At 67.9% G+C, this 12,218-nt stretch carries 14 protein-coding genes; 9 read left to right on the top strand and 5 right to left on the bottom strand.

Translation table 11 applies throughout. The features are described 5' to 3' along the window. Window positions 1–21: 21 nt before the first annotated feature. From rpoZ to EDF74_RS11865, 3 genes are all read right to left on the bottom strand, one after another. Window positions 22–321, bottom strand: a complete 300-nt coding sequence (gene rpoZ, locus EDF74_RS11875) for a DNA-directed RNA polymerase subunit omega (protein WP_005410877.1) — start codon at window positions 319–321, stop codon at window positions 22–24. 112 nt (window positions 322–433) lie between these two features. Further along, window positions 434–1,099, bottom strand: a complete 666-nt coding sequence (gene gmk, locus EDF74_RS11870) for a guanylate kinase (protein ID WP_123730307.1) — start codon at window positions 1,097–1,099, stop codon at window positions 434–436. Further along, window positions 1,096–1,956 carry a YicC/YloC family endoribonuclease gene (locus EDF74_RS11865; protein WP_121039457.1) on the bottom strand — a complete coding sequence of 287 codons (861 nt, stop codon included), beginning with the start codon at window positions 1,954–1,956 and terminating at the stop codon, window positions 1,096–1,098. Before EDF74_RS11865 ends, gmk begins: the two co-directional genes overlap by 4 nt. Window positions 1,957–2,076: 120 nt before the next feature. On the opposite strand from EDF74_RS11865, the gene rph reads away from it, so the two are divergent. The 7 genes from rph to pepQ all read left to right on the top strand — a co-directional run bounded on the left by rph (window position 2,077) and on the right by pepQ (window position 9,360). Beyond that, the gene (gene rph / locus EDF74_RS11860; protein WP_123730306.1) at window positions 2,077–2,805 is read left to right on the top strand and encodes a ribonuclease PH; all 729 of its coding nucleotides are present in this window, start codon (window positions 2,077–2,079) and stop codon (window positions 2,803–2,805) included. After that, window positions 2,802–3,191, top strand: coding sequence for a VOC family protein (locus EDF74_RS11855; RefSeq protein ID WP_123730305.1), 390 nt, complete (start codon window positions 2,802–2,804; stop codon window positions 3,189–3,191). The genes rph and EDF74_RS11855 overlap by 4 nt, the downstream gene beginning before the upstream one ends. After that, window positions 3,188–3,781: an RdgB/HAM1 family non-canonical purine NTP pyrophosphatase gene (gene rdgB, locus EDF74_RS11850; protein WP_184997218.1), complete on the top strand. Its 594-nt coding sequence runs from the start codon at window positions 3,188–3,190 to the stop codon at window positions 3,779–3,781. Before EDF74_RS11855 ends, rdgB begins: the two co-directional genes overlap by 4 nt. Next, complete coding sequence (gene hemW / locus EDF74_RS11845; RefSeq protein WP_123730303.1) at window positions 3,781–4,998, top strand: radical SAM family heme chaperone HemW; 1,218 nt, start codon at window positions 3,781–3,783, stop codon at window positions 4,996–4,998. The genes rdgB and hemW overlap by 1 nt, the downstream gene beginning before the upstream one ends. A 132-nt stretch (window positions 4,999–5,130) precedes the next feature. After that, entirely contained in the window at window positions 5,131–7,602 is a 2,472-nt protein-coding gene (locus EDF74_RS11840) for a DUF1631 domain-containing protein (RefSeq protein ID WP_123730302.1), read from the top strand. Next, window positions 7,599–7,949, top strand: a complete 351-nt coding sequence (locus tag EDF74_RS11835) for a PilZ domain-containing protein (RefSeq protein ID WP_123730301.1) — start codon at window positions 7,599–7,601, stop codon at window positions 7,947–7,949. The genes EDF74_RS11840 and EDF74_RS11835 overlap by 4 nt, the downstream gene beginning before the upstream one ends. Window positions 7,950–8,031: 82 nt before the next feature. Further along, on the top strand, window positions 8,032–9,360 hold the full coding sequence (gene pepQ, locus EDF74_RS11830; protein ID WP_123730300.1) for a Xaa-Pro dipeptidase: 1,329 nt from the start codon (window positions 8,032–8,034) through the stop codon (window positions 9,358–9,360). 168 nt (window positions 9,361–9,528) lie between these two features. Here the strand turns inward: pepQ and EDF74_RS11825 are convergent, their stop codons facing one another. Next, window positions 9,529–10,854 carry an aminopeptidase P N-terminal domain-containing protein gene (locus EDF74_RS11825; RefSeq protein ID WP_123730868.1) on the bottom strand — a complete coding sequence of 442 codons (1,326 nt, stop codon included), beginning with the start codon at window positions 10,852–10,854 and terminating at the stop codon, window positions 9,529–9,531. Between the two features lie 7 nt (window positions 10,855–10,861). Continuing rightward, a complete protein-coding gene (locus EDF74_RS11820; protein WP_123730299.1) occupies window positions 10,862–11,410 on the bottom strand; it encodes a UPF0149 family protein in 549 nt (182 codons plus the stop codon). Between the two features lie 165 nt (window positions 11,411–11,575). On the opposite strand from EDF74_RS11820, the gene EDF74_RS11815 reads away from it, so the two are divergent. Next, window positions 11,576–11,797: a TIGR02449 family protein gene (locus EDF74_RS11815; RefSeq protein WP_017355837.1), complete on the top strand. Its 222-nt coding sequence runs from the start codon at window positions 11,576–11,578 to the stop codon at window positions 11,795–11,797. Beyond that, a complete protein-coding gene (locus EDF74_RS11810; RefSeq protein WP_123730298.1) occupies window positions 11,794–12,093 on the top strand; it encodes a cell division protein ZapA in 300 nt (99 codons plus the stop codon). Before EDF74_RS11815 ends, EDF74_RS11810 begins: the two co-directional genes overlap by 4 nt. Window positions 12,094–12,218 lie beyond the last annotated feature (125 nt).

Genomic DNA, 12,218 nt, shown 5'->3' with positions numbered 1-12,218 from the left:
AACAACGGACGCGCGCGGCGATCAGTCGTCGTTCTTGGACATGTCTTCGTCGGCGACGACTTCAGCAGCGGCCCATTCCAGTGCTTCACGCTCGGCACGCTCGCGCTCGGCCTTCTCGACTTCGTCGATCAGGGCGTTGTCGATCTTGCGGGCGGCAATTTCGCGCAGCGCCAGCACGGTCGGCTTGTCTTCGGTTTCGCTGTTGTCCAGGGTGGCCTGGACGCCATTGGCCAGCTGACGGGCGCGCTTGGACGCCATCATGACCAGTTCGAAACGGTTGTTCACGACTTCCAGACAATCTTCTACGGTGATGCGGGCCATGCGGGCTCCCGGCAGCCGGTGAGGGCTGCTCAATCGAATGAGGGAAAGGGGACGGATTGTACCGGCCAGGGCTGGACAAAATCAAGCCAACCGGCTAGCACCCCGTTGAGAATCAGTCGCTTGTGGCCGGATCCTGGGTCAGCAGGGCCTGGATGAGGCCCGCGTGGCGGACCTTCTGGGCTTCCCGGCGCAGGCGGCTGGCCGTGAAGATGGCACACAGTTCGTCCACCGCGGTCTCGAAAACCTCGTTGACGATCACGTAGTCGAAGTCGTTGAAGTGCAGCATTTCTTCACGCGCGGCGGACAAGCGCTGGGCGATCACCGCCTCGCTGTCCTGCCCGCGCTTGCGCATCCGGTCCTGCAGCGCCTGTTTGGACGGCGGCAGGATGAACACGGTGACCGTGCCCGGCACCAGCTGGCGGACCTGCTGGGCGCCCTGCCAATCGATTTCCAGCAGCACGTCCTGGCCGGCCGACAGCTGCGGCTCGACCGACTGCCGCGCGGTGCCCTTCCAGTCGCCATGCACCCAGGCATGTTCGAAGAAGTCACCGGCGGCGATCATCCGCTCGAATTCCTCGGCGCTGACGAAGTGGTAGTGCTCGCCATTGATCTCACCCGGGCGCGTGGCGCGCGAGGTGAACGAGATCGACAGGGCGATCTGCGGGTCGCGGGCCAGGGTGGCGTTGACGATGCTGCTTTTGCCGGCCCCGGAAGGCGCGGCCACGATGTACAGCGTGCCGCGCGCAGGCGCGCCGACGGGCGGGATCGAGCTGCTCATTCGATGTTCTGCACCTGTTCGCGGATCTGGTCGATCAGCACCTTCAGCTCGACGGCGGCATTGGAGGTGCGGCTGTCCACCGATTTGGAGCCCAGCGTGTTGGCCTCGCGGTTGAACTCCTGCAGCAGGAAGTCCAGGCGGCGGCCGACCGGCTCACGCTGCTTGAAGACGCGGCGGATCTCGGCGATGTGGCTGCCCAGGCGGTCCAGCTCCTCATCCACGTCCAGCTTCTGCAGCCACATCACCAGCTCCTGCTCGGCACGGCCGGGATCGACCGGGTGCGGCAGGTCGGCCAGGCGGGCCGCCAGCTTGGTGCGCTGGCCTTCGCGGATCAGCGGGATCAGGGTGGTGACCTCGGCAGCGATGCGCTCGATGCTGTCCACGCGCTCCTGGATCGCGGTGGCCAGCTTGTCGCCTTCACGCTCACGCGCGGCGACGAAGCCGTCCAGCGCCGTATCCAGCAGCGCCAGGGCTTCGGCATGCAGCGCGGCGGCATCGACCGCCTCGCCCTGCATCACACCCGGCATCTGCAGCAGTTCGGTGAAGCTCACCTGCAGGCTCGGGAAGCCCGAGGACAGCCGGGTCGCCAGCTCACCGAGCTGGCCCAGCAGCGCATCGTTGACCACCAGCGCACCGGTGACCTCCGGCGCACGCAGGCGCATGACCAGATCGATCTTGCCGCGGCTGCAGCGGGAAGCGACGCGCTCGCGCAGGTGCGGCTCCAACGCACGCAGTTCTTCAGGCAGGCGGACGCCGACCTCCAGGAACCGGTGGTTGACCGAGCGCAGCTCACAGGCCAGCGTGCCCCAGCGGGTGGCGCGCTCGCCGTTGGCATAGGCGGTCATGCTTCGAATCATGCGGGTTTCCGGTGCTCTCAAAGTGCAAATGGTACCCTAGCGGTCTCCTTAGAGCCTCCTCGCCCGCCGGTCCCCGGCCCGGGCGTGGCCCCGCATCCCCCGTCTTACCGGAACTTGAGCATGACTGATTCCCGTCCCAGTGGCCGCCAGGCCGACCAGCTGCGCGAAGTGCGCATCGAGCGCGCCTTCACCCGTCACGCCGAGGGCTCGGTCCTGGTCAGCTTCGGCGAGACCCGCGTGCTGTGCACGGCCAGCGTGGAAAACCGCGTGCCGGGCTTCCTGCGTGGCAAGGGCGAAGGCTGGGTGACCGCCGAGTACGGCATGCTGCCGCGTTCGACCCACACCCGTAACGACCGCGAAGCCGCCCGCGGCAAGCAGGGTGGCCGCACTCTGGAAATCCAGCGCCTGATCGGCCGCACGCTGCGCGCCTGCATCGACCGCGGCGCACTCGGCGAGCGCACCATCACCCTGGACTGCGATGTGCTGCAGGCCGATGGCGGCACCCGTACCGCGGCCATCACCGGCGCCTACGTGGCCCTGGTGGATGCGGTGAACTTCCTGATCAAGCGCGGCGACATCAAGCGCAACCCGATCTTCGGCGCCGTCGCGGCGGTGTCGGTCGGCGTGTACCGCGGCACCCCGGTGCTGGATCTGGATTACGCCGAAGACAGCGACTGCGATACCGACATGAACGTTGTGATGAACGACGGTGGCGGTTTCATCGAACTGCAGGGCACCGCCGAAGGCCATGCCTTCCGCCGCGATGAACTGGATGCGCTGCTGGTGCTGGCCGAAAAGGGCATCAAGGATCTGTTCGCTGCGCAGCAGGCGGCCCTGGCCAAGGCATGAACCGTCGCATCGCCCTGACCACCCTGGTGGTAGCCGACTACGACGAGGCGATCGCCTGGTACACCGGCGCGCTGGGCTTCAGCCTGATCAATGACATCGACCAGGGCGACAAGCGCTGGGTGGTGGTCGGGCCGGGCGATGGCAGCGCGGCGGCCCTGCTGCTGGCACGCGCCAGCAACGACGAGCAGCGCGCGCGGATCGGCAACCAGACCGGTGGCCGGGTCGGCTTCTTCCTGAACACCGATGATTTCTGGCGCGACCACGCGGCGATGACCGCGCGTGGCGTGGTCTTCCTCGAAACCCCACGCGAGGAGGTCTACGCGACGGTCGCGGTATTCCGCGATCTGTACGGCAACACGTGGGATCTGCTGGAGCCCAAGCAATGAAACTGGTCCTGGCCAGCGGCAACGCCGGCAAACTGAAGGAACTGCAGGCCATGCTCGGCGGCCTGCCGCTGGAGATCGTGGCGCAGGGCGAACTGGGCGTCAGCGACGTCCCGGAAACCGGCCTGACCTTCGTCGAGAATGCCCTGATCAAAGCGCGCCACGCCTGCGAAAGCACCGGCCTGCCCGCGCTGGCCGACGACTCGGGCCTGATCGTGGATGCCCTCGACGGCGCCCCCGGCCTGTACAGCGCGCGCTATGCCGGCAGCCCGACCAACGATGCCGCCAACAACGCCAAGCTGCTCGAGGCGATGCGCGACGTACCGGCCGATCGCCGCACGGCCCGCTTCTATGCGGTGATCGTGCTGCTGCGCCATGCCAACGACCCGCAGCCGCTGATCTGCGAAGGCAGCTGGGAGGGCGTGATCCTCGATGAGCTGCGTGGCAGCCACGGCTTCGGCTACAACCCGCTGTTCCTCGACCCGGTGCTGGCGCAGACCGCAGCTGAAATGGCACCGGACCTGAAGAACGCGATGAGCCACCGCGCCAAAGCCCTGCAGCTGCTCAAGCAGAAGCTGCCCGCCCTGATCTGATGGCACACGACCACTGCTCCCACCTGCCCGGCGAAGCCTGCACGGGCGATCACGACCACGCCCCGCGGTTGGTTACGCCGCCGCTGGCGCTGTATGTGCATCTGCCGTGGTGCGTGCGCAAATGCCCGTACTGCGATTTCAACTCGCATGCGGCCAAGGGCGAGCTGCCGTTCGAGGCTTACATCGACGCGTTGATCCGCGATCTCGATCAGGACCTGCCGCTCGTGTGGGGCCGGGTGGTGAGCAGCGTGTTCTTCGGTGGCGGCACGCCAAGCCTGTTCCCGCCGGAGGCGATCGACCGCTTCCTGCAGGCGGCGTCGGCCCGGCTGCGCTTCGCACCAAACCTGGAGGTGACCCTGGAGACCAACCCGGGCACCGCCGAGCACGGCCGTTTCGACCGTTACCGCGCCGCCGGTGTGAACCGGATCAGCTTCGGCATCCAGACCTTCAACGACGAGGCGCTCAAGCGCCTGGGCCGCATCCACGACAGTGGCGAGGCCGAGCGGGCGGTGAAGCTGGCGCAGGACGCCGGCTACGACAACTTCAACATCGACCTGATGTACGCGCTGCCGCAGCAGACGCTGGCCCAGGCCGAGCATGATCTGGAGCGTGCCTTCGCGCTGCAGCCCACGCATATGTCGCATTACCAGCTCACCCTGGAGCCCAACACCGTGTTCTTCGCGCGGCCGCCGCAGGGCATCCCGGACGAAGATTCGGCGTGGGACATCCAGGAGCACTGCCAGCAGATGCTGGCCGAGGCCGGCTACGCGCAGTACGAGGTCAGCGCCTACGCAAAACCGGGCCGGCAGAGCCAGCACAACCTCAATTACTGGCGCTTCGGCGATTACCTGGGGATCGGCGCCGGTGCACACGGCAAGATCAGCAGCGGTGCTGAAGAACACGTGCTGCGCCGCTGGAAGCACAAGCATCCGCAGACCTTCATGGACACGGCCGGGACCGCAGCCTCGATCGGCGGCGACGATGTGATCAGCGCCGAGCGGCTGCCGTTCGAGTACATGCTCAACCTGCTTCGGCTGCACGAAGGCTTTGCGCTGAAGGATTTCGAATCGCGTACCGGGTTGGACCGGGGCCGGATCGACGCGCCGCTGCGCATTGCCGTGGCCAAGGGCTGGATGACCGTGACCGGCGATGAGGTCATACCTACCGAGCTGGGCCGGCGCTTCACCAACGATGTGGTCGAGCTGTTCCTGCCCTGAGCAGGCGGCGCCCGCCCGGACGGTAACGCCGGCCGCTGGCCGGCGCCGGGAACCTCGAGCGTTGTCGCGTCTGGCAGGGACCGGGCGAAACCGTTAGATTCCGTGTTCTCAGGGGAGCTGGAAGAACATCGGATGTCTGCGCCCGCACCTTCGTCGTCCCAGCCCGACATGACCCGCTTTGTGGGCGTGGCGGCGCCCCCGCGTGTGCGCCGCCTGCTGGCAGCGCTGCACGGGCTGGCGGTCCAGACCCTCACCACCCCGCTCAGATTGACCGTCGTGGAGCTGGAGCGCGAGCTGTTCCGCGATGCCGAGCGCGCCCGCAACAGCCAGATCCAGGCGGACATCTTCGCGCAGGCGCGGCAGCTGCATGAGGTCAACGCGCAGTTCGGCCCCCGCTTTCTGGACGCACTGAGCGACAGCCTGGCCACCCTGCGCGGGCCCCGGCACACCCAGCGCACCGTGTCGACCGAGGTAGCCGTCACCGCCACTGCGCTGACCCTGGTCAACGACACCGACGTGGATCGCGACATCGTCCTGGTCGATATCATCCGCCGCGAAGCCCAGCGCTCGGCCAGCGCCCTGCAGTTGCTTGGCCAACGCTTCGGCGTGCTCGCCGCCGGGCCGGCCTTCGATGTCGATGACCTGCCGTTCGGGCCGCAGGCGCTGTGCCGGATCGTGCGCGAACTGGGTGAAGACTTCGGTCTGGGCCTGGAAACACAGCTGGCGCTGTACCGCGTGTTCGACCGCCAACTGCTGGAGCGGCTGGGTGAGCTGCTGGAACGCGCCAACATCCTGCTTGGGCACGAAGGCGTCCTGCCCGGGCTGGTCTACACCCCGTATCTGGCACGCTCGGCCACGACGCGCCGGATCATCACCGGCCCCGAGCGCGGCCTGCCCGGCGCACGCGGCGGCGCCGCGGCACGCCCATTGACCGGCTGGAACGGCAGCGCACCGAGCGCCGGCTGGGCGGCCATGACCGAGGAAGCCATGGCGATGACGCCGTCGGCCGCCTCGCCGGCCTACCGCACGGCCACCGATGACAGTACCGGTGCCGCGGCGTCCGCACCTGCATCGGCGGCGGCCACCACTACTCCGCCTGCGGCCGCCGACCTTGGCGCACCGGCGATGTCAGCCCTGCACCAGTTGCTGGGCGCCGCCCGCCAGGCGCATGCCGCCGGCACGGTGCCGGGCGGCGGTGCGACGGCCGCGCAGGCGGTTGCGGCACCGGGTGAGCTGCCTGCGCATCCCACCGACACCGCCTTCCTCGCCCCCGAAACACCGGCGGCACTGGCCGTGCCCGCCGAGGCCGTGCATGCCACCCTGGCCAGGCTGCAGAGCCAGGCGGTGGCCCCGGGCGGTGCGCGCCGCAGCATGGCCGATCTGCACAACGCGCTGCTCGCCCAGGTCCGTGCGGACCATGGCGCGCAGGCGTCATTGACGGTCAAGGACAGCGACACCTTCGATCTGCTCGACATGCTGTACGGGCAGATCCAGCGCGAGGTGCGGCCCGAGGCGGTGGCCACCGATCTGCTCACCCGGCTGCAGGTGCCGGTCGCCCGCGCGGCCCTGTCCGACCCGGCGTTCTTCGTCCGCGACCAGCACCCGGCGCGCGAACTGCTCAATGCGGTGGCCGAGGCCGGCGCCAACTGGCTGGGCGACGAAGACGTCGATCCGCAGCTGGTGCAGAAGCTGGGGCAGGCGGTCGATCAGGTGGTCAACGAGTACGACGGCGATGTGGCGGTCTTCGACACCGCCAACGAGGAGATCCAGCAGCACTTCCGGGCGCTGGCGCACAAGGCCGAACTGGCCGAGCGTCGTCATGTCGAAGCCGCCCGCGGCAAGGAGCGGCTGGAGGCGGCCAAGCAACAGGCCAGCACCAGCATCGAACAGTTGTGCGCGCAGGCCGCGCCTCCACGCTTCGTGCAGGCGCTGCTGAAACAGGCATGGTCGGACGTGCTCACGCTCACCCTGCTGCGCAACGGCGAGACCTCGCCACAGTGGCAGCAGCGCCAGCAGGAAACCGCCCGGATCGCCGAAGTGACCTGCCTCACGCCCGGCGCAGCCGAGCGCGATGACGTGCTGGGCAACGAAGTCGAATCCGCTCTGCTGCAGGTCGGCTACCACCAGGACGAAGCGGCCGCGATCGCGCGGCGCCTGTCCACGCCGGGGGGCGAGGACGACAGCAGCTCGCGGACCGAACTCACCGCACGCCTTCGCGCGCGCACCCGGCTGGGCGAGCAGGCAGACGCCAGCGACCCGCGCAAGGTCGCCCCGCTCGCGCGCAGCACCGACGAGGACGACTGCTATCGCCAGCTGCGCACCCTGCCCTTCGGCACCTGGTTCGAGTTCACCACCAACCAGCAGGGCGACGTCCGCCGGCAGCGACTGTCCTGGTACAGCCTGATCACCGACAACGCCCTGTTCGTCAATCAACGCGGGCAGAAGGTCGGCGAGCATTCGCTGGACGCACTGGCACGGCTGATGGCACACGGCCAGGTGCGGATCGTCACCGAAGACAAGGGCAGGCTGATTGATCGTGCCTGGCAGGCCACGCTGCGCACCCTGCGCTCGCTGGCCGGCAGTCCCGCGGAGAATGCCGAATGACCACACCCGATACCCGCCGCGCGCCGCGCCGCCAGGTGACCGAGCTGGTGCCCGTCACCGACCTGATGGCCGAGACCGTGATCGGTCGGCTCGGCAATGTCTCCGAGACCGGCATGCTGATGCTGGCCTCGGTGCCGATGCAGGACGATGCGTTGCACCAGTTGCAGTTCACCATCACCGGGCCGCAGGGACAGCCACTGCTGATCGACGTCGGCGTGCACCTGCTGTGGAGCGAGCAGACCCATGCACCGGGCCAGGCCTGGGTGGGCTTCCGCTTCCTGACCCTGGCGCGCGAATCACGCGAGCAGCTGCGGCAGTGGATCGCCGAGGAAACTTCGGCAGTCTGAGCGCCGGTTCCGGCACAGCGCCGGTGGCCCGATTACGGCAGAATCTAGGGCTGCATTCCGCACTGTCAGCGAGCTTCATGCCATGAACCAGCCAGACCTCGGCGCCCTGTATTCCCACCATGCCAGCGTGATGCGCCAGCGCGCCGATGAAGCGCTGGCCCGTGGCGGCTTCGACCATCTGGTGATTCCCAGCGGCACCCAGCATTACCAGGCCTTCGACGATCGCGATTACCCCTATGCGGTGAACCCGAACTTCAAGGCCTGGCTGCCGCTGACCAAGCTGCCCAACAGCTGGCTGGTGTACACCCCGGGCAAGCGCCCGACGCTGATCTTCCATCAGCCCTTCGATTACTGGCACGTGGTGCCGGATGCGCCGAACGGCTGGTGGGTCGAGCATGTCGACATCCAGATCATCCGCACGCCCGACGAGGCGCTGGCGCTGCTGCCCAAGGACGCGGCGCGTTGCGCGATCCTGGGCGAGCCGCAGAGCGCGCTTGGGGCATTCGTGCCGAACAATCCCGCACCGGTCCTCGATTACCTGGACTGGCAGCGCGGCTACAAGACCCCGTATGAAATCGAACTGATGCGCGAAGCGCAGCGGCTGGGCGTGCGCGGCCACCGTGCTGCCGAAGCGGCCTTCCGCAGCGGTGCCAGCGAGTTCGAGATCCACATGGCGTATTGCCGTGCGGTCGGGCAGGACGCCAACGAACTGCCGTACGGCAACATCATCGGCCTCAATGAACATGCCGCCGTACTGCACTACACCGATCTTGGCCGCAGCGCGCCGACCCCGCTGCGCAGCTTCCTGATCGACGCCGGCGCCAGCGCGTACGGCTATGCCAGTGATATCACCCGTACCTATGCGGCCAGCGGCCATGACGAATTTCAGGCGCTGATCGATGCGGTGGACGCGGCCCAGCAGCAGATGGGCGCCGCTGTGCGTGCCGGCGTGGATTACACGCAGCTGCACATCGACGCGCACCTGTCGCTGATGGGCATCCTCAAGGACGTCGGCGTGCTCAATGTCTCGCCGGAAGCGGCGCTGGCCACCGGCGTGAGCGCCGCCTTCTTCCCGCACGGCCTGGGCCATCTGATCGGGCTGCAGGTGCATGACGTGGCCGGCTTTGCGGCCAGCGATCGCGGTGGCCGCATCGAGCGCCCGCAGGGTCACCCGTACCTGCGCATGACCCGCGTGCTGGAGCCTGGCATGGTGGTCACGATCGAACCGGGCGTGTACTTCATCGACATGCTGCTGGACGAAGTGAAGCAGGCCGGCAATGGCGCCAGCATCAACTGGGACCGCGTGGATTTCTTCCGCCCGTATGGCGGTGTGCGCATCGAGGACGAGGTGCTGTGCACCGAGGGCGATGCGGACAACCTGACCCGCCCGGTGTTTGCGGCCGCCAGCTGAGCGGCGATGCGGGTGCCGACCCACGGTCGGTACCTGCACGGCATCGTGTGCCCGCCGCTGGCCGCTGATTGCCGCCCCGGTATCCGCGTAGAGCCACCCCATGGGTGGCTGAAGACCACCTCGGCACGGAGCGCCGCCCCCCATGGGGTGGCGCTACCCGGACGCGGATCAGCGCTTGGCCATCGCTTCTTCGATCTCATCGGCACTGCGCGCCAACGCAGCCGTCAGCACCTGGTGGCCGTCCTCGGTGATCAGCACGTCATCTTCGGTACGAATGCCGATACCGCGCCAGCGCGCTTCCACGCTGCGGTCGTCCGGTGAGACATACAGGCCGGGCTCGATGGTGAACACCATGCCCGGTTCTAGCATCCGCGAGTCACCTGCCAAGCGGTAATCGCCCACGTCATGCACGTCCAGGCCCAGCCAGTGCCCGGTCTTGTGCCGGTAGAAGCGCTGGTAATGCGCTTCGGCGATGTTCTCTTCCAGCGTGCCTTTGAGCAGGCCGAGCCGCAGCAGGCCGTCGGTCAGGGTTTCCACCGCGGCCAGATGGCCGGCTTCGTACGCATTGCCCGGACGCGCCTGGGCCAGCGCCGCAGCCTGCGCCGCACCGACCAGATCATGCAGCGCGCGCTGTTCGGCGGTGAAACGGCCGTTGACCGGGAAGGTCCGGGTGATGTCGCTGGCGTAGCCACGGTACTCGGCACCGGCATCGATCAGGACCAGATCGCCATCGTGCGAGCGCGCATTGTTGTCGCGGTAATGCAGGATGCAGCCGTTGGCACCGGCACCGACAATGCTGCTGTAAGCCGCACAGGCATCATTGGCACGGAACACACGTTCCAGATCGGCCTGCAGTTCGTACTCGTGGATGCCCGGCCGCGCCACGTGCATCGCGGCCAGATGTGCCTGCACGCTGATATCGGCAGCGCGCTGCATCACGGCGATTTCCGCGGTCGATTTGAACAGCCGCTGCTCGTGCAGCAGGTGGCCCAGTTCCAGGAACTCATGCGGTGGCTGCGCGCCATGCCGCACCTGCGAGCGCACCCGGTTGACCCAGCCGATCAGTTTGAGATCGAACTCGGCATCGCGGCCGAAGTGGTAGTACACCCGCGAGCGCCCTTCCAGCAGGCCGGGCAGGATGTCGTCCAGATCGTCGATCGGGTACGCATCGTCCATGCCGTACTGCGAGACCGCGCCTTCCTGGCCGGCGCGCGCGCCATCCCAGGCTTCACGGTCCGCGTCGCGTTCACGGCAGAACAGGATCACCTCGCCATGGCGGCGGCCCGGGATCAGCACCAGCACGGCCTCCGGTTCCGGGAAGCCGCTCAGGTACCAGAAGTCCGAGTCCTGGCGGAACGGATAATGCGTATCCAGGCTGCGCACCCGCTCGGACGCGGCCGGCAGCACCAGGATCGCGTCGTCGCCGGCCATCTCCATCAACTGCTGGCGGCGGCGGGTGTATTCGGCGGCGGAGATGCCGGTCAGCTGCCGGATATCCATCTCAGTTCAGGCGCTGCCGATGGCGCGCGGCCATGACACAGTCGCCGTGCAGCAGCAGCACCGCCACGCGGATGAACTCCTCGATCTCGGCCAGCGCGTCTTCGTCATCGTCGTTGCCGCTTTCGAAGTCTTCGCTGGAGGCCTGGGCCAGCTTGGCCAGATCGGTCAGGGCTTCATCGCCCTCTTCGGACAAGGCCGGCCGGTTCTGGCCGGAGCCCAGCCCGAAGCCGCCCAGGAACGCGCGCGCCCAGGTGAACAGCGCATCGGCCTGCGCGGCGGTCTCGGTGGCATCACTCAGCAGCAGCTCGAAGGCGAAATCGCGGTCTTCCATCTGCGCCACGCTGGCATCGAGCAGGCGCGACAAGGCGTCACCTTCGGCCGGGGTCGGCAGGTTGTCATCGGCCAGCACGCGGGCCGGCCATTCACGCACCGGCGCACCGCCGGCGGACAGCCAGCCGCACAGGCCGCCGTGCAGTTCAGCGGCGCTGGCGCCCAGGCCCAGGGCCTGGCTGGCCTGGTTTACGTCGTCGACACTCGGGAGTTCGGTCATCTTGGGGCTACGGTTTGTGAGCGCCACAGTGTAGCAATCCACCTGTGTCCACCGGGTTGCCATGGCCCGCCCCCGAGCCCGCCCCGGCACCGCCGGGCCAGCTGCCGGCAGGCCCCGTCATTATTCGCTTGACCGCCCCATCCGCCCTTGCCTATCGTGCCGGACATGGAACCCGCCGACGCCATCGCCCAATTGCAGGCCTTCGCCGCCCGGGTGGAGGCGTTGCTTGAGCGCAACCAGCGCCTGGCCGAGGAGAACCGCAGCCTGCGCCACCAGCAGGAGCAGCTGGTGGCCGAGCGCTCCCAGCTGCTGGCCAAGAACGAGCAGGCCCGCTCCCGGGTGGAAGCGATGATCACCCGCCTCAAATCCCTGGAGCAGCACACATGAGCCAGACCGAACCGGTCAGTGTCCGCATCCTGGATCGTGAATATACGGTGGGCGTGGGCGCCGAGGAGCGCGAAAGCCTGACCGCCGCCGCCCGCCTGTTGGACGCCAAGATGCGCGAGATCCGGGGCAGCAACCGGATGGCCGCGGTCGACCGCGTCGCGGTGCTGGCCGCGCTGAACCTGGCGCACGAGCTGCAGCAGCTGCGCGACGAGCACGCACGCCAGGCGATCGCGCTGCAGCAGACCCTGAGCGATCTGAACCGGCGCCTGGATCGGGCGTTTGACGGCGCAGGTTGATCCACGCATCGGTTCCACGCGGTGTTTGATTGCACAAGTGCATCGCGCGGTCTTCATCGATCTGAATTGACATGCAATTGGACCGACGAACGGACTGGTCGAATCGCACAAGAGGGCTATAATCC

This window comes from Stenotrophomonas rhizophila, assembly GCF_003751305.1.
Classification (GTDB): Bacteria; Pseudomonadota; Gammaproteobacteria; order Xanthomonadales; family Xanthomonadaceae; genus Stenotrophomonas; species Stenotrophomonas rhizophila_B.
The sequence above is the reverse complement of the archived record's forward strand: the minus strand, read 5'-3'. Positions and strand labels throughout refer to the sequence as shown.

Bases quoted from the DNA above. Each gene is read 5' to 3' on its own strand.
- EDF74_RS11840 (WP_123730302.1), top strand. From the start codon at position 5,131: ATGTCTGCGCCCGCACCTTCGTCGTCCCAGCCCGACATGACCCGCTTT.
- EDF74_RS11820 (WP_123730299.1), bottom strand. From the start codon at position 11,410: ATGACCGAACTCCCGAGTGTCGACGACGTAAACCAGGCCAGCCAGGCC.
- EDF74_RS11835 (WP_123730301.1), top strand. From the start codon at position 7,599: ATGACCACACCCGATACCCGCCGCGCGCCGCGCCGCCAGGTGACCGAG.
- EDF74_RS11865 (WP_121039457.1), bottom strand. From the start codon at position 1,956: ATGATTCGAAGCATGACCGCCTATGCCAACGGCGAGCGCGCCACCCGC.
- rph (WP_123730306.1), top strand. From the start codon at position 2,077: ATGACTGATTCCCGTCCCAGTGGCCGCCAGGCCGACCAGCTGCGCGAA.
- gmk (WP_123730307.1), bottom strand. From the start codon at position 1,099: ATGAGCAGCTCGATCCCGCCCGTCGGCGCGCCTGCGCGCGGCACGCTG.
- hemW (WP_123730303.1), top strand. From the start codon at position 3,781: ATGGCACACGACCACTGCTCCCACCTGCCCGGCGAAGCCTGCACGGGC.
- EDF74_RS11855 (WP_123730305.1), top strand. From the start codon at position 2,802: ATGAACCGTCGCATCGCCCTGACCACCCTGGTGGTAGCCGACTACGAC.
- rdgB (WP_184997218.1), top strand. From the start codon at position 3,188: ATGAAACTGGTCCTGGCCAGCGGCAACGCCGGCAAACTGAAGGAACTG.
- rpoZ (WP_005410877.1), bottom strand. From the start codon at position 321: ATGGCCCGCATCACCGTAGAAGATTGTCTGGAAGTCGTGAACAACCGT.
- EDF74_RS11815 (WP_017355837.1), top strand. From the start codon at position 11,576: ATGGAACCCGCCGACGCCATCGCCCAATTGCAGGCCTTCGCCGCCCGG.
- pepQ (WP_123730300.1), top strand. From the start codon at position 8,032: ATGAACCAGCCAGACCTCGGCGCCCTGTATTCCCACCATGCCAGCGTG.
- EDF74_RS11810 (WP_123730298.1), top strand. From the start codon at position 11,794: ATGAGCCAGACCGAACCGGTCAGTGTCCGCATCCTGGATCGTGAATAT.